Source organism: Pseudomonas sp. DR208, from assembly GCF_019823005.1.
GTDB classification, from domain to species: domain Bacteria; phylum Pseudomonadota; class Gammaproteobacteria; order Pseudomonadales; family Pseudomonadaceae; genus Aquipseudomonas; species Aquipseudomonas extremorientalis.
This window is the reverse complement of sequence record NZ_CP081944.1, coordinates 5,769,510-5,791,750: the sequence shown is the minus strand read 5'-3', so window position 1 is coordinate 5,791,750 and position 22,241 is coordinate 5,769,510. Positions and strand designations below refer to the sequence as shown.

Annotated in this window: 32 protein-coding genes; all 32 read left to right on the top strand. The window is 54.7% G+C overall.

The window, feature by feature from the left end; all coding sequences use genetic code 11:
• Positions 1-62 precede the first annotated feature (62 nt).
• The 32 genes from rpoC (at position 63) to K5K89_RS26080 (ending at position 22,232) form a co-directional block, all read left to right on the top strand.
• Positions 63-4,262, top strand: coding sequence for a DNA-directed RNA polymerase subunit beta' (rpoC, locus tag K5K89_RS26235; RefSeq protein ID WP_071489832.1), 4,200 nt, complete (start codon positions 63-65; stop codon positions 4,260-4,262).
• Positions 4,263-4,479: 217 nt separating this feature from the next.
• Positions 4,480-4,851: a 30S ribosomal protein S12 gene (gene rpsL, locus K5K89_RS26230; RefSeq protein ID WP_002555494.1), complete on the top strand. Its 372-nt coding sequence runs from the start codon at positions 4,480-4,482 to the stop codon at positions 4,849-4,851.
• Between the two features lie 118 nt (positions 4,852-4,969).
• The gene (gene rpsG / locus K5K89_RS26225) at positions 4,970-5,440 is read left to right on the top strand and encodes a 30S ribosomal protein S7 (protein WP_002555493.1); all 471 of its coding nucleotides are present in this window, start codon (positions 4,970-4,972) and stop codon (positions 5,438-5,440) included.
• Between the two features lie 30 nt (positions 5,441-5,470).
• A complete protein-coding gene (fusA, locus tag K5K89_RS26220) occupies positions 5,471-7,576 on the top strand; it encodes an elongation factor G (protein WP_010206921.1) in 2,106 nt (701 codons plus the stop codon).
• Between the two features lie 30 nt (positions 7,577-7,606).
• Positions 7,607-8,800: an elongation factor Tu gene (gene tuf, locus K5K89_RS26215; RefSeq protein ID WP_010206920.1), complete on the top strand. Its 1,194-nt coding sequence runs from the start codon at positions 7,607-7,609 to the stop codon at positions 8,798-8,800.
• Positions 8,801-8,959: 159 nt separating this feature from the next.
• Positions 8,960-9,271 carry a 30S ribosomal protein S10 gene (gene rpsJ, locus K5K89_RS26210; protein WP_003186070.1) on the top strand — a complete coding sequence of 104 codons (312 nt, stop codon included), beginning with the start codon at positions 8,960-8,962 and terminating at the stop codon, positions 9,269-9,271.
• 81 nt (positions 9,272-9,352) lie between these two features.
• Entirely contained in the window at positions 9,353-9,988 is a 636-nt protein-coding gene (rplC, locus tag K5K89_RS26205; RefSeq protein ID WP_003194649.1) for a 50S ribosomal protein L3, read from the top strand.
• Between the two features lie 12 nt (positions 9,989-10,000).
• Positions 10,001-10,603 (top strand): 50S ribosomal protein L4, encoded by a 603-nt coding sequence (rplD, locus tag K5K89_RS26200; RefSeq protein ID WP_003176424.1) that lies wholly within the window; start codon positions 10,001-10,003, stop codon positions 10,601-10,603.
• Positions 10,600-10,899 carry a 50S ribosomal protein L23 gene (rplW, locus tag K5K89_RS26195; protein WP_002555488.1) on the top strand — a complete coding sequence of 100 codons (300 nt, stop codon included), beginning with the start codon at positions 10,600-10,602 and terminating at the stop codon, positions 10,897-10,899. Before rplD ends, rplW begins: the two co-directional genes overlap by 4 nt.
• Positions 10,900-10,913: 14 nt before the next feature.
• Positions 10,914-11,738 (top strand): 50S ribosomal protein L2, encoded by an 825-nt coding sequence (rplB, locus tag K5K89_RS26190; protein ID WP_003186055.1) that lies wholly within the window; start codon positions 10,914-10,916, stop codon positions 11,736-11,738.
• 16 nt (positions 11,739-11,754) lie between these two features.
• Positions 11,755-12,030, top strand: coding sequence for a 30S ribosomal protein S19 (rpsS, locus tag K5K89_RS26185; RefSeq protein WP_003232420.1), 276 nt, complete (start codon positions 11,755-11,757; stop codon positions 12,028-12,030).
• Positions 12,031-12,041: 11 nt separating this feature from the next.
• On the top strand, positions 12,042-12,374 hold the full coding sequence (gene rplV, locus K5K89_RS26180) for a 50S ribosomal protein L22 (RefSeq protein ID WP_003103908.1): 333 nt from the start codon (positions 12,042-12,044) through the stop codon (positions 12,372-12,374).
• Positions 12,375-12,387: 13 nt separating this feature from the next.
• Positions 12,388-13,074: a 30S ribosomal protein S3 gene (gene rpsC, locus K5K89_RS26175; protein WP_003176422.1), complete on the top strand. Its 687-nt coding sequence runs from the start codon at positions 12,388-12,390 to the stop codon at positions 13,072-13,074.
• 12 nt (positions 13,075-13,086) lie between these two features.
• Positions 13,087-13,500 carry a 50S ribosomal protein L16 gene (rplP, locus tag K5K89_RS26170; RefSeq protein WP_003176421.1) on the top strand — a complete coding sequence of 138 codons (414 nt, stop codon included), beginning with the start codon at positions 13,087-13,089 and terminating at the stop codon, positions 13,498-13,500.
• Positions 13,500-13,691: a 50S ribosomal protein L29 gene (gene rpmC / locus K5K89_RS26165; protein ID WP_002555481.1), complete on the top strand. Its 192-nt coding sequence runs from the start codon at positions 13,500-13,502 to the stop codon at positions 13,689-13,691. The genes rplP and rpmC overlap by 1 nt, the downstream gene beginning before the upstream one ends.
• Before the next feature lie 2 nt (positions 13,692-13,693).
• Positions 13,694-13,960 carry a 30S ribosomal protein S17 gene (gene rpsQ / locus K5K89_RS26160; RefSeq protein WP_003176419.1) on the top strand — a complete coding sequence of 89 codons (267 nt, stop codon included), beginning with the start codon at positions 13,694-13,696 and terminating at the stop codon, positions 13,958-13,960.
• 23 nt (positions 13,961-13,983) lie between these two features.
• A complete protein-coding gene (rplN, locus tag K5K89_RS26155; protein ID WP_002555479.1) occupies positions 13,984-14,352 on the top strand; it encodes a 50S ribosomal protein L14 in 369 nt (122 codons plus the stop codon).
• 11 nt (positions 14,353-14,363) lie between these two features.
• A complete protein-coding gene (gene rplX / locus K5K89_RS26150) occupies positions 14,364-14,678 on the top strand; it encodes a 50S ribosomal protein L24 (RefSeq protein WP_003176416.1) in 315 nt (104 codons plus the stop codon).
• Positions 14,679-14,700: 22 nt separating this feature from the next.
• On the top strand, positions 14,701-15,240 hold the full coding sequence (rplE, locus tag K5K89_RS26145) for a 50S ribosomal protein L5 (RefSeq protein ID WP_003194642.1): 540 nt from the start codon (positions 14,701-14,703) through the stop codon (positions 15,238-15,240).
• 13 nt (positions 15,241-15,253) lie between these two features.
• On the top strand, positions 15,254-15,559 hold the full coding sequence (rpsN, locus tag K5K89_RS26140) for a 30S ribosomal protein S14 (RefSeq protein WP_003176414.1): 306 nt from the start codon (positions 15,254-15,256) through the stop codon (positions 15,557-15,559).
• 206 nt (positions 15,560-15,765) lie between these two features.
• On the top strand, positions 15,766-16,158 hold the full coding sequence (rpsH, locus tag K5K89_RS26135) for a 30S ribosomal protein S8 (protein ID WP_010206883.1): 393 nt from the start codon (positions 15,766-15,768) through the stop codon (positions 16,156-16,158).
• Between the two features lie 12 nt (positions 16,159-16,170).
• Positions 16,171-16,704 (top strand): 50S ribosomal protein L6, encoded by a 534-nt coding sequence (rplF, locus tag K5K89_RS26130; protein ID WP_003194640.1) that lies wholly within the window; start codon positions 16,171-16,173, stop codon positions 16,702-16,704.
• Positions 16,705-16,714: 10 nt separating this feature from the next.
• On the top strand, positions 16,715-17,065 hold the full coding sequence (rplR, locus tag K5K89_RS26125; RefSeq protein WP_003186037.1) for a 50S ribosomal protein L18: 351 nt from the start codon (positions 16,715-16,717) through the stop codon (positions 17,063-17,065).
• A gap of 3 nt (positions 17,066-17,068) precedes the next feature.
• Positions 17,069-17,569, top strand: coding sequence for a 30S ribosomal protein S5 (gene rpsE, locus K5K89_RS26120; protein WP_003176409.1), 501 nt, complete (start codon positions 17,069-17,071; stop codon positions 17,567-17,569).
• Positions 17,570-17,571: 2 nt separating this feature from the next.
• The gene (rpmD, locus tag K5K89_RS26115; protein ID WP_003176408.1) at positions 17,572-17,748 is read left to right on the top strand and encodes a 50S ribosomal protein L30; all 177 of its coding nucleotides are present in this window, start codon (positions 17,572-17,574) and stop codon (positions 17,746-17,748) included.
• Positions 17,749-17,751: 3 nt separating this feature from the next.
• Positions 17,752-18,189 carry a 50S ribosomal protein L15 gene (gene rplO / locus K5K89_RS26110; protein WP_003176407.1) on the top strand — a complete coding sequence of 146 codons (438 nt, stop codon included), beginning with the start codon at positions 17,752-17,754 and terminating at the stop codon, positions 18,187-18,189.
• Positions 18,190-19,518, top strand: coding sequence for a preprotein translocase subunit SecY (secY, locus tag K5K89_RS26105; protein ID WP_003176406.1), 1,329 nt, complete (start codon positions 18,190-18,192; stop codon positions 19,516-19,518).
• A gap of 28 nt (positions 19,519-19,546) precedes the next feature.
• Positions 19,547-19,663, top strand: a complete 117-nt coding sequence (rpmJ, locus tag K5K89_RS26100; RefSeq protein ID WP_002555468.1) for a 50S ribosomal protein L36 — start codon at positions 19,547-19,549, stop codon at positions 19,661-19,663.
• Positions 19,664-19,792: 129 nt separating this feature from the next.
• Positions 19,793-20,149: a 30S ribosomal protein S13 gene (gene rpsM, locus K5K89_RS26095; protein WP_003194635.1), complete on the top strand. Its 357-nt coding sequence runs from the start codon at positions 19,793-19,795 to the stop codon at positions 20,147-20,149.
• A 30-nt stretch (positions 20,150-20,179) separates the two neighbouring features.
• Positions 20,180-20,569 carry a 30S ribosomal protein S11 gene (gene rpsK, locus K5K89_RS26090; RefSeq protein WP_002555466.1) on the top strand — a complete coding sequence of 130 codons (390 nt, stop codon included), beginning with the start codon at positions 20,180-20,182 and terminating at the stop codon, positions 20,567-20,569.
• Positions 20,570-20,587: 18 nt separating this feature from the next.
• Positions 20,588-21,208 carry a 30S ribosomal protein S4 gene (gene rpsD / locus K5K89_RS26085; RefSeq protein ID WP_003176404.1) on the top strand — a complete coding sequence of 207 codons (621 nt, stop codon included), beginning with the start codon at positions 20,588-20,590 and terminating at the stop codon, positions 21,206-21,208.
• A gap of 22 nt (positions 21,209-21,230) precedes the next feature.
• Positions 21,231-22,232: a DNA-directed RNA polymerase subunit alpha gene (locus K5K89_RS26080; protein ID WP_003176403.1), complete on the top strand. Its 1,002-nt coding sequence runs from the start codon at positions 21,231-21,233 to the stop codon at positions 22,230-22,232.
• The last annotated feature ends 9 nt before the right edge of the window (positions 22,233-22,241 follow it).

Below are 22,241 nucleotides of genomic sequence, written 5' to 3'. Positions count from 1 at the left end.
CGTGACGCGAATCGAGAGCGGGGCTGTTTAGCCCGCTCTCTGCTCCGCCAGGAGGAAAGGCCTTGAAAGACCTACTGAATTTGCTGAAAAACCAGGGTCAAGTCGAAGAGTTCGACGCCATCCGTATTGGGTTGGCATCGCCAGAGATGATCCGTTCGTGGTCGTTCGGTGAAGTTAAAAAACCGGAAACCATCAACTACCGTACGTTCAAACCTGAACGTGACGGCCTGTTCTGCGCCAAGATCTTTGGCCCGGTTAAGGATTACGAGTGCCTGTGCGGTAAGTACAAGCGCTTGAAGCATCGTGGTGTGATCTGCGAGAAGTGCGGCGTTGAAGTTGCACTGGCCAAGGTTCGTCGTGAGCGTATGGCGCACATCGAACTGGCTTCGCCGGTTGCTCACATCTGGTTCCTGAAATCGCTGCCGTCCCGTATCGGCTTGCTGATGGACATGACCCTGCGTGATATCGAACGCGTTCTCTACTTCGAGAGCTATGTCGTTATCGATCCAGGCATGACCACCCTTGAAAAAGGTCAGTTGCTGAACGACGAGCAGTACTTCGAAGCGCTAGAAGAATTCGGTGACGATTTCGATGCCCGCATGGGTGCCGAAGCTGTCCGCGAACTGCTGCACGCTATCGACCTGGAACACGAGATTGGCCGCCTGCGTGAAGAAATTCCGCAAACCAACTCCGAAACCAAGATCAAGAAACTGTCCAAGCGTCTGAAGTTGATGGAAGCCTTCCAGGGTTCCGGCAACTTGCCAGAGTGGATGGTGCTGACCGTTCTGCCGGTTCTGCCGCCAGACCTGCGTCCGCTGGTACCGTTGGACGGTGGTCGTTTCGCGACGTCCGACCTCAACGACCTGTACCGCCGCGTGATCAACCGTAACAACCGCTTGAAGCGCCTGCTTGATCTGTCCGCTCCAGACATCATCGTGCGCAACGAAAAGCGTATGTTGCAAGAAGCTGTCGATGCCTTGCTCGACAACGGTCGCCGTGGCCGCGCTATCACCGGTTCCAACAAGCGTCCTCTGAAATCCTTGGCTGACATGATCAAGGGTAAGCAAGGTCGTTTCCGTCAGAACTTGCTCGGTAAGCGTGTTGACTACTCTGGTCGTTCGGTAATTACCGTAGGCCCGACCCTGCGTCTGCACCAGTGCGGTCTGCCTAAGAAGATGGCACTTGAGCTGTTCAAGCCATTCATCTTCGGCAAGCTGGAAATGCGCGGTCTTGCGACCACCATCAAAGCGGCCAAGAAAATGGTCGAGCGCGAACTGCCAGAGGTTTGGGACGTTCTCGCTGAGGTGATCCGCGAACACCCGGTTCTCCTCAACCGTGCACCGACCCTTCACCGTCTGGGTATCCAGGCGTTTGAACCGGTACTGATCGAAGGTAAGGCTATCCAGCTGCACCCGTTGGTCTGTGCTGCGTACAACGCCGACTTCGACGGCGACCAAATGGCCGTGCACGTACCGCTGACACTGGAAGCCCAGTTGGAAGCACGTGCATTGATGATGTCGACCAACAACATTCTGTCGCCAGCCAACGGTGAGCCAATCATCGTTCCGTCGCAGGACGTTGTATTGGGTCTGTACTACATGACGCGTGAAGCGATCAACGCCAAGGGCGAAGGTCGTGTGTTCGCTGACCTGCAAGAAGTTGACCGTGTGTTCCGTGCCGGCGAAGCCGCATTGCACGCCAAGGTCAAAGTGCGGATCAACGAAACCGTCAACGACCGTGATGGCGGCAGCGTGACCAACACTCGTATCGTCGACACCACTGTCGGCCGTGCGCTGTTGTATCAAGTTGTGCCAAAAGGTCTGTCGTACGACGTCGTCAACCTGCCGATGAAGAAAAAGGCGATCTCCAAGTTGATCAACCAGTGCTACCGCGTGGTTGGTTTGAAAGAGACCGTGATCTTCGCTGACCAGTTGATGTATACCGGTTTTGCTTACTCGACCATTTCCGGCGTTTCCATCGGCGTTAACGACTTTGTTATCCCGGATGAAAAAGCCCGCATCATCGGTGCTGCCACCGAAGAAGTGAAAGAAATCGAAAGCCAGTACGCCTCCGGCCTGGTAACCCAGGGTGAGAAGTACAACAAGGTAATCGACCTTTGGTCCAAAGCGAACGATGAAGTTTCCAAGGCGATGATGGCCAACCTCTCGAAAGAGAAAGTCATCGACCGTCATGGCGACGAAGTTGACCAAGAGTCCTTCAACTCGATGTACATGATGGCCGACTCGGGCGCACGGGGTTCTGCTGCGCAGATCCGTCAGCTCGCCGGTATGCGTGGCCTGATGGCCAAGCCGGACGGTTCCATCATCGAAACGCCGATTACTGCGAACTTCCGTGAAGGTTTGAGCGTACTTCAGTACTTCATCTCGACTCACGGTGCTCGTAAGGGTCTTGCGGATACCGCGTTGAAAACCGCTAACTCCGGTTACCTGACTCGTCGTCTGGTAGACGTTGCACAAGATCTGGTTGTAACCGAGATTGATTGCGGCACCGAGCATGGCCTGCTGATGACGCCGCACATTGAAGGCGGTGACGTTGTAGAACCGCTGGGTGAGCGTGTATTGGGTCGTGTGATTGCCCGTGACGTATTCAAGCCAGGTACCGAGGAAGTTATTGTTCCTGCCGGCACCCTGGTAGACGAGAAGTGGGTCGAGTTCATCGAACTCAACAGCATCGACGAAGTGATCGTTCGCTCGCCGATCAGCTGCGAAACCCGCTACGGTATCTGCGCCAAATGCTACGGCCGTGACTTGGCTCGTGGTCACCAGGTGAACATCGGTGAAGCGGTCGGCGTTATCGCTGCCCAGTCCATCGGTGAGCCGGGTACCCAGCTGACGATGCGTACGTTCCACATCGGTGGTGCGGCAAGCCGGACCTCCGCAGCCGACAGCGTTCAGGTGAAGAATGGCGGTACCGTCCGTCTGCATAACCTGAAACACGTTGAGCGAGTGGATGGCCACCTGGTTGCTGTGTCCCGTTCCGGTGAGCTGGCAATCGCTGATGACTACGGTCGTGAGCGCGAGCGTTACAAACTGCCGTACGGTGCTGTGATTTCGGTTAAAGAAGGTGACAAGGTCGACGCTGGCGCAATCGTGGCCAAGTGGGATCCGCACACTCACCCAATTGTTACCGAAATGAAAGGTACCGTGACCTACGTGGGCATGGAAGAAGGCATCACGATCAAGCGTCAGACTGACGAATTGACCGGTATGACCAACATTGAAGTACTCGACGCGAAAGATCGTCCAGCTGCCGGTAAAGACATCCGTCCTGCCGTGAAGATGGTCGATGACAACGGCAAGGACTTGTTGCTGCCAGGCACTGACGTAATCGCTCAGTACTTCCTGCCAGCCAACGCCCTGGTCGGTGTAGCGGATGGTGCGAAGATCGCGATCGGTGATGTTATCGCGCGTATCCCGCAAGAAACTTCGAAAACCCGTGACATCACCGGTGGTCTGCCGCGTGTTGCCGACTTGTTCGAAGCTCGTCGTCCGAAAGAAGCGTCGATTCTGGCTGAAGTCAGCGGCACCATCGCATTCGGTAAAGAGACCAAGGGCAAGCGCCGTCTGGTCATTACGCCGAACGACGGTAGCGATCCGTATGAAGAGCTGATTCCGAAGTGGCGTCACCTGAACGTGTTCGAAGGCGAACAGGTAAACCGCGGCGAAGTTATCTCCGACGGCCCGAGCGATCCACACGACATCCTGCGTCTGCTGGGTGTGAGTGCGCTGGCCAAGTACATCGTTAACGAGATCCAGGACGTTTACCGCCTGCAAGGCGTGAAGATCAACGATAAGCACATCGAGACCATCCTGCGTCAGATGCTGCGTAAAGTTGAAATCGCTGAATCCGGCGATTCCAGTTTCATCAAGGGCGACCAGATGGAACTGACTCACGTGCTGGTGGAAAACGAGCGCTTGGCGACCGAAGACAAATTCGTGTCCAAGTTCACTCGCGTGCTGCTGGGTATCACCAAGGCGTCGTTGTCGACTGAATCGTTCATCTCGGCGGCCTCCTTCCAGGAGACCACTCGCGTACTGACCGAAGCAGCGGTAACCGGCAAGCGCGATTACCTGCGCGGCCTGAAAGAAAACGTGGTTGTGGGTCGTCTGATCCCAGCCGGTACCGGTTTGGCTTACCACAGCGAGCGTAAACGCCGCCGTGATGCTGACAAGCCGTTGCGCGTAAGCGCCAGTGAAGTGGAAGCTGCACTGACCGAAGCGCTGAACTCCAGCGGTAACTGAGTTCTGCGATAAATAAGTCCGGGCCCTGGTAGCCCCCATTCGTCGGATCGAGGCAGTTTTGTCCCGGTTCGATGAGAGGGGATGTCGGGGCCTTGCCTTGACTGGGGGCAAGATCCTCTTTAGACTCTTGTACCCCTAAATTTGGCGGGAATTCGTTCCTGCCATTTTGCTTTTCTTGCAAGACAATAGCGTCGCAAGACAACAGTGGAGCTAGTAGATGGCAACTATCAACCAGCTGGTACGTCAGCCGCGTAAGCGTATCGTCGAGAAATCCGACGTGCCTGCGCTGCAGAACTGCCCGCAACGTCGTGGCGTATGCACTCGCGTGTATACCACTACGCCGAAAAAACCTAACTCGGCACTGCGTAAAGTATGCCGTGTGCGCCTGACCAACGGTTTCGAGGTTTCCTCGTACATCGGTGGTGAAGGTCACAACCTGCAAGAGCACAGCGTGGTACTGATCCGCGGCGGTCGTGTAAAAGACTTGCCAGGTGTTCGTTATCACACCGTTCGCGGCTCCTTGGATACTTCCGGCGTTAAAGGTCGTAACCAGGGTCGTTCGAAGTACGGTACCAAGAAGCCTAAGTAGTAGCGGCTTTTTGTAACACTGAATCATCTTATTTTCTGAGTCGATAAGAGTAAGGTCGGAGGCGTCCCGAAAGGGCACCGATTCCGAGCGAACCTGAAGACCGTTTGAGGGCTTATCCATGCCAAGAAGACGCGTAGCAGCCAAGCGCGAAGTGCTTGACGATCCAAAATACGGAAGCCAAATTCTGGCCAAGTTCATGAACCACGTAATGGAGAGCGGCAAGAAAGCCGTTGCCGAGCGTATCGTTTATGGCGCGCTGGAAAAGGTTAAAGAACGCAAGAACAGCGACCCCCTGGAAATCTTCGAGAAAGCTCTCGACGCCATCGCTCCGCTGGTCGAAGTGAAGTCGCGCCGTGTAGGCGGTGCTACTTACCAGGTTCCGGTTGAAGTTCGTCCGTCCCGTCGTAACGCTCTGGCAATGCGCTGGTTGGTAGACTTCGCCCGTAAGCGCGGCGAGAAGTCTATGGCTCTGCGTTTGGCCGGCGAGCTGTTGGACGCTGCTGAAGGTAAGGGTGCTGCTGTTAAGAAGCGTGAAGACGTGCACCGTATGGCTGAAGCTAACAAAGCTTTCTCGCACTACCGCTTCTAATCTTAGCTTCACTAATTTTGCGAGGGCTTTATGGCTCGTACTACTCCGATTAGCCGCTACCGTAACATCGGTATCGTTGCTCACGTGGATGCTGGTAAAACCACCACCACCGAGCGCGTACTGTTTTACACCGGCAAAAGTCACAAAATGGGCGAGGTGCATGACGGCGCCGCGACCACAGACTGGATGGTTCAGGAGCAGGAGCGTGGTATTACCATTACTTCTGCTGCTATTACCGCCTTCTGGAAGGGTTCCGAGAAGCAGTACAAAGACGAGCATCGCTTCAACGTAATCGATACACCGGGCCACGTAGACTTCACCATTGAAGTTGAACGTTCCTTGCGCGTACTCGACGGCGCTGTCGTTGTGTTCTGCGGTACCTCGGGTGTTGAGCCTCAGTCGGAAACCGTATGGCGTCAAGCCAACAAATACGGCGTTCCACGTCTTGTTTACGTAAACAAGATGGACCGTGCTGGCGCCAACTTCCTGCGCGTGATCGGTCAGATCAAGCAGCGTCTGGGTCACACCCCGGTGCCAATCCAATTGGCTATCGGTTCCGAAGACAACTTCCAGGGTCAGATCGATCTGATCAACATGGAAGCGGTTTACTGGAATGACTCCGACAAAGGCATGGTGCCTGTTCGTAAGCCTATCCCTGCAGAGCTGCAGGAGCTGGCTGACGAGTGGCGCAACAACATGGTCGAGGCTGCGGCCGAAGCCAGCGAAGAGCTGATGAACAAGTACCTCGAGGGTGAAGAACTCACCAACGTGGAAATCAAGGCTGCTCTGCGTCAGCGTACTATCGCTGGTGAGATCGTCCTGGCTGTTTGTGGTTCTTCCTTCAAGAACAAGGGTGTTCCCCTGGTTCTCGACGCCGTTATCGACTACCTGCCGGCTCCAACCGACATTCCTGCTATCAAGGGTACCAACCCTGATAACGAGGAAGAAGAAATGGAGCGTCACGCCGATGACAGCGAGCCGTTCTCGGCTCTGGCGTTCAAGATCGCTACCGACCCATTCGTGGGTACTTTGACCTTCGTCCGCGTTTACTCGGGCGTGTTGGCCTCCGGCGATGGCGTGATCAACTCGGTTAAAGGCAAGAAAGAGCGCGTGGGTCGTATGGTGCAAATGCACGCAAACGCCCGTGAAGAGATCAAGGAAGTACGCGCTGGTGACATCGCGGCCCTGATCGGCATGAAGGACGTCACCACGGGTGAGACTTTGTGCGACGCTGCCAAGCCAATCATCCTGGTTCGCATGGACTTCCCGGAGCCGGTTATTTCGGTTGCCGTAGAGCCTAAGACCAAGGATGACCAGGAAAAAATGGGTATCGCTCTGGGCAAGCTTGCTCAGGAAGATCCATCTTTCCGCGTCAAGACTGATGAAGAGACTGGTCAAACGATCATCTCCGGCATGGGCGAGCTGCACCTGGACATCCTGGTTGACCGGATGCGCCGTGAGTTCAACGTCGAAGCCAACATCGGTAAGCCTCAGGTTTCCTATCGTGAGCGCATCACGAAGAACTGTGAAATCGAAGGCAAGTTCGTTCGTCAGTCCGGCGGTCGTGGTCAGTTCGGTCACTGCTGGATCCGTTTTGCTCCTGCTGACGAAGGTCAGGAAGGTCTGCAATTCGTGAACGAAGTGGTAGGTGGTGTGGTTCCTAAGGAATACATCCCTGCTATCCAGAAGGGTATCGAAGAGCAGATGAAGAACGGTGTTGTTGCCGGCTATCCGCTGATCGGCCTGAAAGCAACCGTTTTTGACGGTTCTTACCACGACGTCGACTCCAACGAGATGGCGTTTAAGGTGGCTGCTTCCATGGCAACCAAGCAACTGGCCCAGAAGGGCGGTGGTGAGTTGCTTGAGCCAATCATGGCGGTAGAAGTTGTTACACCTGAAGACTATATGGGTGATGTCATGGGCGACCTTAACCGTCGTCGCGGCATGATCTTGGGTATGGAAGACACGGTTTCCGGCAAAGTGATTCGCGCCGAGGTTCCGTTGGGTGAGATGTTCGGTTACGCGACCGACGTTCGCTCCATGTCCCAGGGTCGCGCAAGCTACTCTATGGAATTCAAAAAATACAACACAGCTCCGGCGCACATCGCTGAAACTGTATCCAAAAAACAAGGCTGATTCAGTCCTTTAGGCAAGGAGTTAATTGTCGTGGCTAAAGAAAAATTTGATCGTTCCCTACCGCACGTAAACGTTGGCACCATCGGCCACGTTGACCACGGTAAAACTACTCTGACCGCTGCTCTGACTCGCGTCTGCTCCGAAGTTTTCGGTTCGGCTCGTGTTGACTTCGACAAGATCGACAGCGCACCAGAAGAAAAAGCTCGTGGTATCACCATCAACACCGCTCACGTTGAGTACAACTCGACTATTCGTCACTACGCTCACGTTGACTGCCCAGGTCACGCTGACTACGTGAAGAACATGATCACTGGTGCTGCCCAGATGGACGGCGCGATCCTGGTTTGCTCGGCCGCTGATGGTCCGATGCCACAAACCCGTGAACACATCCTGCTGTCCCGTCAGGTAGGCGTTCCGTACATCGTGGTTTTCCTGAACAAGGCTGACCTGGTAGACGACGCTGAGCTGCTGGAACTGGTTGAGATGGAAGTGCGCGATCTGCTGAGCACTTACGACTTCCCAGGTGACGACACTCCGATCATCATCGGTTCTGCTCGTATGGCTCTGGAAGGCAAAGACGACAACGAAATGGGCACCACTGCCGTTCGTAAACTGGTTGAGACTCTGGACAGCTACATCCCAGAACCAGTTCGTCTGACCGACAAGCCGTTCCTGATGCCAATCGAAGACGTATTCTCGATCTCCGGTCGCGGTACTGTTGTGACTGGTCGTATCGAGCGCGGTATCGTTCGCGTTCAAGATCCACTGGAAATCGTTGGTCTGCGTGACACTACCGTCACCACCTGCACCGGTGTTGAAATGTTCCGTAAGCTGCTCGACGAAGGTCGTGCTGGCGAGAACTGCGGTGTTCTGCTGCGTGGTACCAAGCGTGACGACGTTGAGCGTGGCCAGGTTCTGGTTAAACCAGGTTCGGTTAAGCCTCACACCAAGTTCACCGCAGAAGTTTACGTTCTGAGCAAGGAAGAAGGCGGTCGTCACACTCCGTTCTTCAAAGGCTACCGTCCACAGTTCTACTTCCGTACTACTGACGTGACCGGTAACTGCGAACTGCCAGAAGGCGTTGAAATGGTAATGCCAGGCGATAACATTCAAATGACTGTTACCCTGATCAAAACCATCGCAATGGAAGACGGTCTGCGCTTCGCTATCCGTGAAGGCGGCCGTACCGTTGGTGCTGGCGTTGTAGCTAAAATCATCGAGTAATTATCTCTTCTGAGATAGCTCGGTTTTTTTGAGAAGGCCCCCGCTTAGCGGGGGCCTTTTTTATTGGGTTGACACCCATCGGGGGCGTCTATAGAATTGCGCCTCCTTTTAACGGGCGCATTGCGCCCGGTGGGAATAGCAGCCGGAGTCTGAAATCCAATGCAAAATCAGCAAATCCGTATCAGGTTGAAGGCTTTTGACCATCGCCTGATCGACCAATCCACCCAGGAAATCGTGGAAACCGCGAAACGTACTGGTGCTCAAGTGCGTGGTCCAATTCCACTGCCTACCCGTAAAGAGCGGTTCACCGTTCTGGTCTCCCCGCACGTCAACAAAGACGCGCGTGACCAGTACGAGATCCGTACTCATAAGCGCGTACTGGACATCGTCCAGCCAACGGATAAAACCGTTGATGCACTTATGAAGCTCGATCTGGCGGCCGGTGTGGAAGTACAGATCAGCCTCGGCTAAGACTCGGGTCTTAGTCGTGTAACGCTCTGAAATGGGCGGCCATAGCGGGTGAAAGCCCCGTACACTCATGAGGTTTACAACATGACTATTGGTGTAGTCGGTCGTAAATGCGGTATGACCCGTATTTTCACCGAAGAAGGTGTCTCCATTCCGGTCACGGTCATTGAGATCGAGCCGAATCGCGTCACCCAGTTCAAAACTGAAGAAACCGATGGCTATCGTGCAGTGCAAGTCACTGTCGGCGAGCGTCGTGCTTCGCGTGTGACTGCTGCTCAAGCAGGCCACTTCGCTAAAGCAAACGTTGCAGCTGGTCGCACCGTTATGGAGTTCCGTCTTGAAGACGGCGACTACCAGGCTGGCGATCTGATCAACGCTGAAATCTTCGCTGCTGGTCAACTGGTTGATGTAACCGGTCAGTCCAAAGGTAAAGGCTTCCAGGGTACGATCAAGCGTTGGAATTTCCGTGGCCAAGACAACACTCACGGTAACTCCGTTTCCCACCGCGTCCCGGGCTCTATTGGCCAGTGCCAGACTCCTGGTCGTGTATTCAAGGGCAAAAAAATGTCCGGTCATATGGGCGCTGAGCGCGTGACCGTGCAGTCCCTCGAAGTAGTGCGCGTCGACGCTGAACGCAATCTGTTGTTGGTCAAGGGTGCTGTTCCTGGCGCTACTGGCGGCAACCTGGTTGTACGTCCAGCGGCCAAGGCTCGCGGTTAAGGGGAAGCTGACATGCAATTAAATGTAAATGACGCTCAAGCGATCGAAGTTTCCGAACTGACATTTGGCGGCGAATTCAACGAGACGCTGGTTCACCAAGCAGTCGTGGCCTACATGGCCGGCGGCCGTCAAGGTAGCAAGCAGCAAAAGACCCGTTCCGACGTACGTGGTGGCGGTAAGCGCCCTTGGCGTCAGAAAGGTACTGGCCGTGCTCGTGCCGGTACTATCCGTAGCCCAATCTGGCGTGGCGGCGGTACCACTTTCGCAGCTCGTCCGCAGGATCACTCGCAGAAGCTCAACAAGAAGATGTACCGCGCAGCTCTGCGCTCCATCCTTGCTGAACTCGTGCGTACTGACCGTCTGGTCGTGGTTCAGGACTTCGCTGTTGAAAGCCCGAAAACCAAAGATCTGCTGGGCAAGCTGAACAACATGAGCCTGACCGACGTTTTGATCGTGTCGGAAGCTGTTGATCAGAACCTGTACCTGGCTGCTCGTAACCTGCCACACGTTGATGTACGTGACGTGCAAGGTTCCGATCCAGTTAGTCTGATCGCATACGACAAGGTGTTGATCACCGTGTCGGCCGTGAAGAAATTCGAGGAGCTGCTGGGATGAACCAGGAACGCGTATTTAAAGTTCTGCTTGGCCCGCACGTTTCCGAAAAGGCTACGGTTCTGGCTGACAAGAAAGGCCAGTTCGTTTTCAAGGTTGCAACTGACGCAACCAAGCTGGAAATCAAGAAGGCCGTCGAAAGCCTGTTCAGCGTGAAAGTAGAGCGTGTTACTACCCTGAATGTTCTGGGTAAGAGCAAGCGCACTGCTCGCGGTCTGGGCAAGCGTAATGACTGGAAGAAGGCAGTTATCTCCCTTCAGCCAGGCCAAGATCTCGATTTCAGCAGCAGTGCTGAGTAAGGAAGGGGTGCATCATGGCAATCGTTAAATGCAAACCGACTTCCCCTGGCCGCCGTTTTGTGGTCAAGGTGGTCAACCAGGAGCTGCATAAAGGCGCTCCTCACGCACCGCTGCTCGAGAAAAAATCGAAGTCTGGTGGTCGTAACAACAATGGTCGCATTACCACTCGTCACATCGGTGGTGGCCATAAGCAGCATTATCGTCTGGTCGACTTCCGTCGCAACGACAAAGATGGCATCGCTGCCACTGTCGAGCGCATCGAATACGATCCAAACCGTACTGCTCACATCGCTCTGCTGTTGTACGCAGATGGCGAGCGTCGCTACATCATCGCCCCTAAAGGCGTGAGCGCTGGCGACCAGCTGATCGCAGGTGCCCTGGCACCGATCAAGCCGGGCAACGCTCTGCAACTGCGCAACATTCCAGTTGGTAGCACCGTACACGGCATCGAATTGAAGCCAGGTAAAGGCGCGCAAATCGCTCGTTCCGCTGGTGCTTCGGCTCAGCTGATCGCTCGTGAAGGTGTCTACGTGACCCTGCGTCTGCGTTCTGGTGAGATGCGTAAAGTGCTGGCTGAATGCCGCGCGACCCTGGGCGAAGTCTCGAACTCCGAGCACAGCCTGCGTTCGCTGGGTAAAGCTGGTGCCAAACGCTGGCGTGGCGTTCGCCCAACCGTTCGTGGTGTTGCCATGAACCCGGTTGACCACCCACACGGTGGTGGTGAAGGTCGTACCTCTGGTGGTCGTCATCCGGTATCGCCATGGGGCTTCCCGACTAAGGGCGCGAAGACTCGTGGTAATAAGCGTACCGACAAAATGATCGTCCGTCGTCGCAAGTAAATAGAGGGATACGACAGTGCCACGTTCTCTGAAAAAAGGTCCTTTTATTGATCTTCACCTACTGAAGAAGATCGAAGTGGCGGCGGAAAAGAACGATCGCAAACCAGTTAAGACCTGGTCGCGTCGTTCGATGATCCTGCCACAAATGGTCGGTCTGACCATCGCTGTACACAACGGTCGCTTGCACGTCCCAGTTCTCGTGAACGAAGACATGGTCGGCCACAAACTAGGCGAGTTTGCCGGTACCCGCACTTATCGTGGGCACGTGGCAGACAAGAAAGCCAAGCGTTAAGGGGTAAGGAAATGGAAGTAGCCGCTAAGTTGTCGGGCGCTCGAATCTCCGCCCAGAAAGCCCGCTTGGTCGCCGACCAGATCCGCGGGAAGAAGGTGGGCGAAGCGCTCAACCTGTTGGCTTTCAGCAGTAAGAAAGCCGCCGAGATCATGAAGAAAGTGCTGGAGTCGGCCGTAGCCAACGCCGAGCATAACGAAGGCGCAGACGTTGATGACCTGAAGGTCAGCACCGTTTTCGTCAACGAAGGGCGTTCGCTGAAGCGCATCATGCCACGTGCCAAAGGCCGTGCTGATCGCATCGTCAAGCGGTCTTGCCATATCACTGTCAAGGTTGCTGACAAGTAACGGAGTCGAAGAGATGGGTCAGAAAGTACATCCCATTGGCATTCGCCTGGGAATCGTCAAGGAGCACACCTCCGTCTGGTACGCAGACGGTCGGACTTATGCGGACTACTTGTTCGCTGATCTGAAGGTGCGTGAGTATCTCCAAGACAAACTAAAAAGCGCGTCCGTAAGCCGTATCGATATCCATCGTCCGGCGCAAACTGCACGTATCACCATCCACACCGCTCGTCCAGGTATCGTTATCGGGAAGAAAGGTGAAGATGTTGAGAAACTGCGTCAGGACCTGACCAAGCAAATGGGTGTGCCTGTGCACATCAATATCGAAGAGATCCGCAAGCCGGAGCTCGACGGTATGCTGGTTGCGCAGAGCGTAGCTCAGCAGCTGGAGCGTCGCGTAATGTTCCGTCGCGCTATGAAGCGCGCTGTACAGAACGCCATGCGCATTGGTGCCAAAGGCATCAAAATCCAAGTGAGCGGTCGTCTCGGCGGTGCTGAAATCGCACGTACTGAATGGTATCGCGAAGGTCGTGTGCCACTGCACACCCTGCGTGCCGACATCGACTATGCCAACTACGAAGCTCACACCACTTACGGTGTGATCGGTGTAAAGGTTTGGATCTTCAAAGGCGAAGTAATTGGTGGTCGCCAAGAAGAACTGAAACCACAAGCACCAGCGCCTCGTAAAAAAGCTGCTAAGTAAGGGGTACGCCAAATGTTGCAACCTAAGCGTACGAAGTTCCGCAAGCAGATGACAGGCCACAACCGTGGTCTGGCTCAGCGCGGTAGCAAAGTCAGCTTCGGCGAGTTCGCGCTGAAGTCTGTAGCTCGTGGTCGTCTCACCGCTCGTCAGATCGAGTCAGCGCGTCGTGCTCTGACCCGTCACGTAAAACGTGGCGGCAAGATCTGGATCCGTGTATTCCCGGACAAGCCGATCTCCAAAAAACCTCTCGAGGTTCGGATGGGTAAAGGTAAGGGTAACGTGGAGTACTGGGTAGCCCAGATTCAGCCAGGCAAAGTCCTGTATGAAATCGAGGGTGTTTCTGAAGAGCTGGCGCGTGAGGCTTTCGCCCTGGCTGCTGCAAAGCTGCCGCTCGCCACCTCCTTTGTTAAACGGACGGTGATGTGATGAAAGCGAATGAACTTCGTGAAAAATCCGCACAGCAGCTGAACGAGCAACTGCTCGGCCTGCTGCGCGACCAGTTCAATCTGCGTATGCAGAAAGCAACTGGCCAGTTGGGGCAGTCTCATCTGCTCTCGCAAGTTAAGCGTGACATCGCTCGCGTGAAGACTGTGCTCAACCAGCAGGCAGGTAAGTGATCATGGCTGAAGCCGAAAAGACTGTCCGTACGCTGACTGGCCGTGTTGTCAGCGACAAGATGGACAAAACCATCACCGTTCTGATCGAGCGTCGCGTTAAGCACCCGATCTACGGTAAATATGTTAAGCGTTCGACTAAGCTGCACGCGCACGACGAAACCAATCAGTGCCACATCGGCGACAAAGTCACTATTCGTGAAACTCGTCCGCTGGCCAAGACCAAGTCTTGGGCACTGGTTGATGTTCTCGAACGCGCTGTGGAAGTCTAAGGACTAGGGGTCGGAGAAATTATATGATTCAGACTCAATCCATGCTCGATGTGGCCGATAACAGCGGCGCTCGCCGTGTTATGTGCATCAAGGTGCTGGGTGGCTCCCATCGTCGTTACGCTGGTATCGGTGACATCATCAAAGTTACCGTGAAGGAAGCAATTCCTCGCGGTAAAGTGAAAAAAGGCCAAGTGATGACTGCTGTTGTAGTCCGCACTCGTCACGGCGTACGTCGTGCTGATGGCTCCATTATCCGCTTTGATGGCAACGCTGCTGTTCTTCTGAACAACAAGCAAGAGCCGATCGGCACCCGTATCTTTGGGCCAGTGACCCGTGAGCTTCGTACTGAGAAGTTCATGAAGATCGTCTCGCTCGCCCCAGAAGTGCTGTAAGGAGATCCGACATGCAAAAGATTCGTCGTGACGACGAGATCATCGTGATCGCCGGCAAAGACAAAGGTAAGCGCGGTAAGGTGCTTAAGGTTCTCGCTAATAACCGTCTGGTTATCGGTGGTCTGAACCTGGTCAAGCGTCATACCAAGCCTAACCCGATGTCGGGCGTGCAGGGCGGTATCGTCGAGAAAGAAGCTCCGCTGGACGCTTCTAACGTCGCCATCTTCAACGGCGAAACCAACAAGGCTGACCGCGTTGGTTTCAAAGTAGAAGACGGTAAGAAAATTCGTGTCTTCAAGTCGACCCAAAAAGCGGTTGATGCTTGAACACTGCTAGGTAGATTAGACCATGGCACGACTACAAGAGATTTACCGGAAGGAAATCGCCCCTAAGCTTAAGGAAGAACTTAAGCTTGGGAACGTGATGGAAGTTCCGCGCGTTACCAAAATCACCCTGAACATGGGTTTGGGCGAAGCGATCGGTGACAAAAAAGTCATCGAGCACGCTGTTGCTGACCTGGAAAAGATCACCGGCCAGAAAGTCGTTGTGACTTACGCTCGGAAATCCATCGCTGGCTTTAAAGTCCGTGAAGGTTGGCCGATCGGCGTCAAAGTGACCCTGCGCCGTGAGCGTATGTACGAATTCCTGGATCGTCTGCTGTCGATCTCCCTGCCTCGGGTTCGCGACTTCCGCGGCCTGAATGCCAAGTCCTTCGATGGTCGTGGTAACTACAGCATGGGCGTGAAAGAGCAGATCATCTTCCCGGAAATCGACTACGACAAGATCGATGCTCTCCGCGGTCTGGACATCACCCTGACCACCACTGCCAAGAACGATGATGAAGGTCGCGCCCTGTTGCGTGCTTTCAAATTCCCGTTCCGCAACTGATTGGAGTAGGACCATGGCCAAGATGAGCATGAAAAACCGCGAGCTGAAACGTCAGCTCACGGTTGCCAAGTACGCCAAGAAGCGTGCAGCACTGAAAGCAATCATCGTTGATCTGAACGCAAGTCCAGAAGCGCGTTGGGAAGCTACAGTTGCTCTGCAGAAGCAGCCACGTGATGCAAGCGCTTCGCGCATGCGTAACCGCTGCCGCCTGACTGGTCGTCCACACGGCGTTTACCGCAAGTTCGGCCTCGGCCGTAACAAACTGCGTGAAGCGGCAATGCGTGGTGACGTACCTGGTCTGGTTAAAGCCAGCTGGTAAGTACTTTCAACGTCCAGGTGGTCGATGTCGCAAGATACTGACCGCCGGTGACCTTGAATCTGGAACAAGCCCCTTTTGGGGCTTGTTTCATTTCTGGAGTGTGTCTAAAATACGCGGCTCGCCTGAGCCCGTGTGTTTTACCCGGAGATTCTCGGCGACATATGTAGCCGCAAGGCTAATTTTTTTGTATTAGGAGCGTCTAGCCCATGAGTATGCAGGACCCGTTAGCGGACATGCTAACTCGTATCCGTAATGCCCAGATGGCTGAAAAGTCCGTCGTAAGCATGCCATCTTCCAAGTTGAAGGTTGCTGTTGCCAAAGTCCTGAAAGACGAAGGCTACATTGCGGGTTATCAGATCAGCAGCGATGTAAAAGCACTGCTGTCCATCGAGCTGAAGTACTTCGAAGGCCGTTCGGTCATCGAGGAAGTGAAGCGCGTTAGCCGTCCAGGCCTGCGTCAGTACAAGTCCGCTGAAGATCTGCCGAAAGTTCGTGGCGGTCTGGGCGTGTCTATCGTCTCCACCAACAAAGGTGTGATGACGGATCGTGCTGCGCGCGCTGCCGGTGTCGGCGGCGAAGTTCTTTGCACTGTGTTCTAAGGGGGGATAAGCATGTCTCGCGTCGCTAAGAACCCCGTTAAGCTGCCAGCCGGTGTCGAAGTCAAATTCGCAGGCCAACAGCTTTCGGTGAAGGGTGCCAAGGGTACTCTTGAACTGAACATCCATTCGTCCGTTGAGATCGTTGAAGAAGCGGGTGAGCTGCGTTTTGCTGCTCGCAATGGCGATCAACAAACTCGCGCAATGGCCGGTACCACGCGTGCGTTGGTAAACAACATGGTCCAAGGCGTAAGCCAAGGCTTCGAGCGTAAGCTCCAGCTGGTCGGTGTTGGTTACAAAGCGCAAGCAAAAGGCACGGTTTTGAACCTGGCCCTTGGCTTCTCGCACCCTGTGGATTACGAACTGCCAGCGGGCATCACTGCTGAGACCCCTAGCCAGACCGATATCCTGATCAAGGGCATCGACAAGCAGCTGGTAGGTCAAGTGGCCGCTGAGATCCGCGACTTCCGTCCACCAGAGCCGTACAAAGGCAAAGGTGTGCGCTACGCGGACGAAGTCGTCCGTCGTAAAGAAGCCAAGAAGAAGTAGGGCATAGCAAATGACCGACAAAAAAGTTACTCGACTGCGTCGCGCTCGCAAAGCACGCCTGAAAATGCACGAACTCGAAGTCGTGCGTCTCTGCGTGTTCCGCTCGTCGCAGCACATCTACGCCCAGGTCATCTCGGCCGACGGCAACAAAGTCCTGGCAAGCGCCTCGACTTTGGATAAAGAACTGCGTGATGGTGCCACCGGCAACATCGACGCGGCCACAAAGGTTGGCCAGCTGGTCGCTACGCGTGCTAAGGCCGCTGGCGTCTCGCAAGTGGCTTTCGACCGCTCTGGCTTCAAGTACCACGGTCGCGTGAAAGCGCTGGCTGATGCTGCTCGTGAAGCTGGGCTGGAGTTCTAAGTTATGTCAAATAACGACCAAAAGCGCGACGAAGGCTACATTGAGAAGCTGGTTCAAGTTAACCGCGTAGCCAAAACCGTTAAAGGCGGCCGTATCTTCACTTTCACCGCGTTGACCGTGGTAGGTGATGGTAAAGGGCGTGTTGGCTTCGGCCGTGGCAAGTCACGTGAAGTGCCTGCTGCGATCCAGAAAGCAATGGAAGCTGCTCGTCGCAACATGATCCAAGTTGATCTGAACGGCACCACGCTGCAGTACGCAATGAAGTCCGCCCATGGCGCTTCGAAGGTGTACATGCAGCCTGCTTCTGAAGGTACCGGTATCATCGCTGGCGGCGCTATGCGTGCTGTCCTCGAAGTTGCTGGCGTTCAGAACGTTCTGGCCAAGTGCTACGGCTCGACTAACCCGGTTAACGTGGTTCACGCCACTTTCAAAGGTTTGAAAGCTATGCAATCTCCTGAGTCCATCGCTGCCAAGCGTGGTCTGACTGTCAAGGAGATCTTCTGATCATGGCTACCGTTAAAGTAACGCTGATCAAAAGCATGACCGGCCGCATCCCTAACCACAAACTGTGCGTTAAAGGTCTGGGTCTGCGTCGCATCGGTCACACTGTAGAAGTCCAGGATACTCCCGAGAATCGCGGGATGATCAACAAGGCTTACTACATGCTGCGTGTAGAGGGTTAATCGATGAAACTCAATGATCTGAGTCCAGCGCCGGGTTCCCGTCGCGAAAAGCATCGTCCGGGCCGTGGTATCGGTAGCGGTTTGGGTAAGACTGGTGGCCGTGGCCACAAAGGTCAAACCTCCCGCTCCGGTGGCACCATTGCTCCAGGCTTTGAAGGCGGTCAACAGCCGCTGCATCGTCGCCTGCCTAAGTTCGGTTTCGTATCCCTGAAAGCCATGGATCGCGCAGAAGTGCGTCTGTCCGAGCTGGCTAAAGTGGAAGGCGACATCGTTACTGTGCAGACCCTGAAAGATGCCAACGTGATCAACGTCAACGTACAGCGTGTGAAAATCATGCTGTCCGGTGAAGTGACTCGCGCTGTCACTATCGGCAAGGGAATCGGCGCCACCAAGGGTGCGCGTTCGGCTATCGAAGCAGCTGGCGGCAAGTTCGAGGAATAAATGGCTAAGCAAGGTGCTCTCTCAGCGCTCGGCAAAGGCGGTATGTCTGAACTTTGGGCTCGTCTGCGTTTTCTGTTCCTGGCGATTATCGTCTACCGAATAGGCGCACACATCCCGGTTCCAGGTATCAACCCGGACCGACTCGCAGACCTGTTTCGACAGAATGAGGGGACCATTCTTAGCTTGTTCAACATGTTTTCCGGCGGCGCGCTGGAGCGGATGAGCATCTTTGCACTGGGGATCATGCCGTACATCTCGGCATCGATCATCATGCAACTGATGACCGCCGTCAGTCCGCAGCTGGAGCAGTTGAAGAAGGAAGGTGAAGCTGGCCGTCGCAAGATTAGCCAGTACACCCGCTACGGCACTGTCATCCTCGCCCTGGTTCAAGCTATCGGCATGTCCGTTGGCCTGGCCGGGCAGGGTGTTGCGTTCACTGGTGACTTTGGCTTCCATTTCGTCGCGGTATCCACGTTTGTGGCTGGTGCGATGTTCATGATGTGGCTGGGTGAGCAGATTACTGAGCGTGGTGTTGGCAACGGTATCTCGATGTTGATTTTCGCAGGTATCGTCGCCGGTCTTCCGAGAGCGATTGGGCAGTCTTTCGAGTCTGCACGTCAGGGTGATATCAATATCTTTGCCTTGGTTGCCATCGGTTTGCTGGCAGTAGCGATTATCGGTTTTGTGGTGTTCATTGAGCGTGGTCAGCGTCGTATTGCTGTTCACTACGCCAAGCGTCAGCAGGGCCGTAAGGTTTTTGCTGCGCAGACCAGCCACTTGCCGCTGAAAGTGAATATGGCCGGTGTTATTCCGGCAATTTTCGCGAGCAGCATTTTGCTGTTTCCGGCTTCGTTGGGTACCTGGTTTGGTCAGTCTGAAAATATGGGCTGGCTGCAGGACCTCTCTCAGTCGATCGCTCCTGGTCAGCCGTTGAATATTCTGCTGTTTAGTGCAGGGATTATTTTCTTCTGCTTCTTCTATACGGCGTTGATGTTCAATCCGAAAGACGTAGCGGAAAACCTGAAGAAGTCCGGTGCCTTTATTCCGGGCATCCGTCCAGGTGAGCAGTCTGCGCGCTACATTGATGGCGTTCTGACTCGTTTGACCCTGTTCGGTGCTCTATATATGACGGCCGTGTGCTTGTTGCCCCAGTTCCTGGTGGTTGCAGCAAACGTTCCGTTCTACCTTGGCGGGACCTCGTTGCTGATCGTGGTCGTGGTTGTGATGGACTTCATGTCCCAAGTACAATCGCACCTCGTTTCGCACCAGTACGAATCCCTGATGAAGAAAGCCAACCTGAAGGGCTACGGCAGCGGCATGTTGCGCTGAGTACCCCATAAGGTTCGAGGAGTTGGTGATGAAAGTTCGTGCATCGGTGAAAAAGCTGTGCCGTAACTGCAAGATTATTCGCCGCGAAGGTGTTGTTCGAGTAATTTGCAGCGCGGAACCGCGTCACAAACAGCGCCAAGGCTGAGTGTGATCCGCTTGAAGCCCGGCAGCTAGTGCGCTGCCGGGTTGATTATTTGTTATTACAGCGATATTATCTCGCGCCCTATTTCTTGGCTTCCGGGGCGTAGGTAGCTGTCAATTGGAGTCCCACTGAATGGCCCGTATTGCAGGCGTTAACATTCCAGATAACAAGCACACTGTTATCTCGCTGACCTACATCTATGGTGTTGGTCGCACTACTGCGCAGAAAATTTGCGCAGTCGCTGGTGTAAATCCAGCCGCTAAGATCAAGGATCTGAGCGACGAGCAGATTGAACAGCTGCGTGGCGAAGTGGCGAAGTTCACCACTGAAGGTGACCTGCGTCGCGAAATCAACATGAAAATCAAGCGTTTGATGGACCTCGGTTGCTATCGCGGTCTGCGTCATCGTCGTGGTCTTCCAGTACGCGGTCAGCGTACCAAGACTAACGCGCGTACCCGTAAAGGTCCGCGTAAGCCGATCCGCAAGTAATCGCCCCAGCGAATCGACAGGAAAATTATCATGGCAAAACCTGCTGCTCGTCCTCGTAAAAAAGTTAAAAAGACAGTGGTTGATGGCATCGCCCACATCCATGCTTCTTTTAACAACACCATCGTGACCATCACCGACCGTCAAGGTAACGCGCTTTCTTGGGCTACCTCCGGTGGTTCGGGTTTCCGCGGTTCCCGCAAGTCCACCCCGTTTGCTGCTCAAGTAGCTGCTGAACGTGCTGGTCAAGCTGCGCTGGAATACGGCCTGAAAAACCTCGACGTTAACGTCAAAGGTCCAGGTCCAGGTCGTGAGTCTGCTGTCCGTGCTTTGAACGGCTGTGGCTATAAGATCGCCAGCATCACCGACGTGACGCCAATCCCGCACAACGGGTGCCGTCCGCCGAAGAAGCGCCGCGTGTAATCCAGGAGATTGTAAAGAATGGCTCGTTACATTGGTCCAAAATGCAAACTCGCTCGTCGCGAAGGCACCGATCTCTTTCTGAAGAGCGGCGTGCGCGCGATCGAATCGAAGTGCAACATCGAAGCAGCACCTGGTATCCACGGCCAACGCCGCGGTCGCCAGTCCGACTACGGCACCCAACTGCGTGAAAAGCAGAAGGTCCGTCGTATCTACGGCGTTCTCGAGCGTCAGTTCAGCGGCTACTACAAAGAAGCTGCTGGCAAGAAAGGTGCAACCGGTGAAAACCTGCTGCAACTGCTCGAATGCCGTCTGGACAACGTTGTATACCGTATGGGCTTTGGTTCGACTCGTGCCGAATCCCGTCAGCTGGTATCGCACAAGTCGATCAGCGTTAACGGTCAGACCGTAAACGTTCCGTCCTACCAGGTTCGTGCTGGTGACGTGGTCGCAGTTCGCGAGAAAGCAAAAAACCAACTTCGCATTGTCCAAGCTCTCGATCTGTGTGCCCAACGTGGCCGCGTAGAATGGGTAGAAGTAGACACTGAGAAGAAGTCGGGCGTTTTCAAGAACGTTCCTGCTCGCAGTGATCTGTCCGCCGACATCAACGAAAGCCTGATTGTCGAGCTCTACTCCAAGTAAGGGCTAGAAAATAGGTGCATCCATGCAGATTTCGGTAAATGAGTTCCTGACACCCCGCCACATTGATGTGCAGGTTGTCAGTCCAACCCGCGCTAAGATCACTCTCGAGCCTCTCGAGCGTGGTTTTGGCCACACCCTGGGCAACGCGCTGCGCCGCATCCTGTTGTCCTCAATGCCCGGCTGTGCAGTAGTCGAGGCCGAGATTGACGGTGTGCTCCACGAGTACAGCGCCATCGAAGGTGTACAGGAAGACGTAATTGAAATCCTGTTGAACCTTAAAGGTCTGGCTATCAAGCTGCACGGCCGTGACGAAGTTACGCTGACCTTGTCGAAGAAGGGTTCGGGGGTGGTTACCGCTGCCGATATTCAGCTGGATCATGATGTCGAGATCGTTAACCCCGATCACGTAATCGCTAACCTGGCGTCTAACGGCGCCCTGAACATGAAGCTCACCGTAGCTCGTGGTCGTGGTTATGAACCGGCCGACTCGCGTCAGAGCGATGAAGACGAAAGCCGCAGCATTGGTCGCTTGCAGCTTGACTCTTCGTTCAGCCCGGTTCGCCGCATCGCATACGTGGTGGAAAACGCCCGTGTCGAGCAGCGTACTAACCTGGACAAGCTGGTTATTGATCTGGAAACCAACGGTACTCTGGATCCTGAAGAGGCTATCCGCCGCGCTGCAACCATCCTGCAACAGCAGTTGGCTGCGTTCGTCGACCTCAAGGGTGACAGCGAACCAGTGGTAATCGAGCAGGAAGACGAGATCGATCCGATCCTGCTTCGCCCGGTTGACGATCTGGAACTGACTGTACGTTCGGCTAACTGCCTTAAGGCGGAAAACATTTACTACATCGGCGACCTGATTCAGCGTACCGAAGTAGAACTGTTGAAGACTCCGAACCTGGGCAAGAAATCCTTGACTGAAATCAAGGACGTTCTGGCCTCCCGCGGTCTGTCCCTCGGCATGCGCCTCGACAACTGGCCGCCTGCAAGTCTTAAGAAGGACGACAAGGCGACTGCCTGATCGTCGTAA

What these genes read in the sequence shown, in the direction of transcription:
- rpsL (WP_002555494.1), top strand. Translation starts at nt 4,480, where the DNA reads ATGGCAACTATCAACCAGCTGGTACGTCAGCCGCGTAAGCGTATCGTC.
- rpsG (WP_002555493.1), top strand. Translation starts at nt 4,970, where the DNA reads ATGCCAAGAAGACGCGTAGCAGCCAAGCGCGAAGTGCTTGACGATCCA.
- fusA (WP_010206921.1), top strand. Translation starts at nt 5,471, where the DNA reads ATGGCTCGTACTACTCCGATTAGCCGCTACCGTAACATCGGTATCGTT.
- rpsJ (WP_003186070.1), top strand. Translation starts at nt 8,960, where the DNA reads ATGCAAAATCAGCAAATCCGTATCAGGTTGAAGGCTTTTGACCATCGC.
- rplC (WP_003194649.1), top strand. Translation starts at nt 9,353, where the DNA reads ATGACTATTGGTGTAGTCGGTCGTAAATGCGGTATGACCCGTATTTTC.
- rplD (WP_003176424.1), top strand. Translation starts at nt 10,001, where the DNA reads ATGCAATTAAATGTAAATGACGCTCAAGCGATCGAAGTTTCCGAACTG.
- rplW (WP_002555488.1), top strand. Translation starts at nt 10,600, where the DNA reads ATGAACCAGGAACGCGTATTTAAAGTTCTGCTTGGCCCGCACGTTTCC.
- rplB (WP_003186055.1), top strand. Translation starts at nt 10,914, where the DNA reads ATGGCAATCGTTAAATGCAAACCGACTTCCCCTGGCCGCCGTTTTGTG.
- rplV (WP_003103908.1), top strand. Translation starts at nt 12,042, where the DNA reads ATGGAAGTAGCCGCTAAGTTGTCGGGCGCTCGAATCTCCGCCCAGAAA.
- rpsC (WP_003176422.1), top strand. Translation starts at nt 12,388, where the DNA reads ATGGGTCAGAAAGTACATCCCATTGGCATTCGCCTGGGAATCGTCAAG.
- rplP (WP_003176421.1), top strand. Translation starts at nt 13,087, where the DNA reads ATGTTGCAACCTAAGCGTACGAAGTTCCGCAAGCAGATGACAGGCCAC.
- rpmC (WP_002555481.1), top strand. Translation starts at nt 13,500, where the DNA reads ATGAAAGCGAATGAACTTCGTGAAAAATCCGCACAGCAGCTGAACGAG.
- rpsQ (WP_003176419.1), top strand. Translation starts at nt 13,694, where the DNA reads ATGGCTGAAGCCGAAAAGACTGTCCGTACGCTGACTGGCCGTGTTGTC.
- rplN (WP_002555479.1), top strand. Translation starts at nt 13,984, where the DNA reads ATGATTCAGACTCAATCCATGCTCGATGTGGCCGATAACAGCGGCGCT.
- rplX (WP_003176416.1), top strand. Translation starts at nt 14,364, where the DNA reads ATGCAAAAGATTCGTCGTGACGACGAGATCATCGTGATCGCCGGCAAA.
- rplE (WP_003194642.1), top strand. Translation starts at nt 14,701, where the DNA reads ATGGCACGACTACAAGAGATTTACCGGAAGGAAATCGCCCCTAAGCTT.
- rpsN (WP_003176414.1), top strand. Translation starts at nt 15,254, where the DNA reads ATGGCCAAGATGAGCATGAAAAACCGCGAGCTGAAACGTCAGCTCACG.
- rpsH (WP_010206883.1), top strand. Translation starts at nt 15,766, where the DNA reads ATGAGTATGCAGGACCCGTTAGCGGACATGCTAACTCGTATCCGTAAT.
- rplF (WP_003194640.1), top strand. Translation starts at nt 16,171, where the DNA reads ATGTCTCGCGTCGCTAAGAACCCCGTTAAGCTGCCAGCCGGTGTCGAA.
- rplR (WP_003186037.1), top strand. Translation starts at nt 16,715, where the DNA reads ATGACCGACAAAAAAGTTACTCGACTGCGTCGCGCTCGCAAAGCACGC.
- rpsE (WP_003176409.1), top strand. Translation starts at nt 17,069, where the DNA reads ATGTCAAATAACGACCAAAAGCGCGACGAAGGCTACATTGAGAAGCTG.
- rpmD (WP_003176408.1), top strand. Translation starts at nt 17,572, where the DNA reads ATGGCTACCGTTAAAGTAACGCTGATCAAAAGCATGACCGGCCGCATC.
- rplO (WP_003176407.1), top strand. Translation starts at nt 17,752, where the DNA reads ATGAAACTCAATGATCTGAGTCCAGCGCCGGGTTCCCGTCGCGAAAAG.
- secY (WP_003176406.1), top strand. Translation starts at nt 18,190, where the DNA reads ATGGCTAAGCAAGGTGCTCTCTCAGCGCTCGGCAAAGGCGGTATGTCT.
- rpmJ (WP_002555468.1), top strand. Translation starts at nt 19,547, where the DNA reads ATGAAAGTTCGTGCATCGGTGAAAAAGCTGTGCCGTAACTGCAAGATT.
- rpsM (WP_003194635.1), top strand. Translation starts at nt 19,793, where the DNA reads ATGGCCCGTATTGCAGGCGTTAACATTCCAGATAACAAGCACACTGTT.
- rpsK (WP_002555466.1), top strand. Translation starts at nt 20,180, where the DNA reads ATGGCAAAACCTGCTGCTCGTCCTCGTAAAAAAGTTAAAAAGACAGTG.
- rpsD (WP_003176404.1), top strand. Translation starts at nt 20,588, where the DNA reads ATGGCTCGTTACATTGGTCCAAAATGCAAACTCGCTCGTCGCGAAGGC.
- K5K89_RS26080 (WP_003176403.1), top strand. Translation starts at nt 21,231, where the DNA reads ATGCAGATTTCGGTAAATGAGTTCCTGACACCCCGCCACATTGATGTG.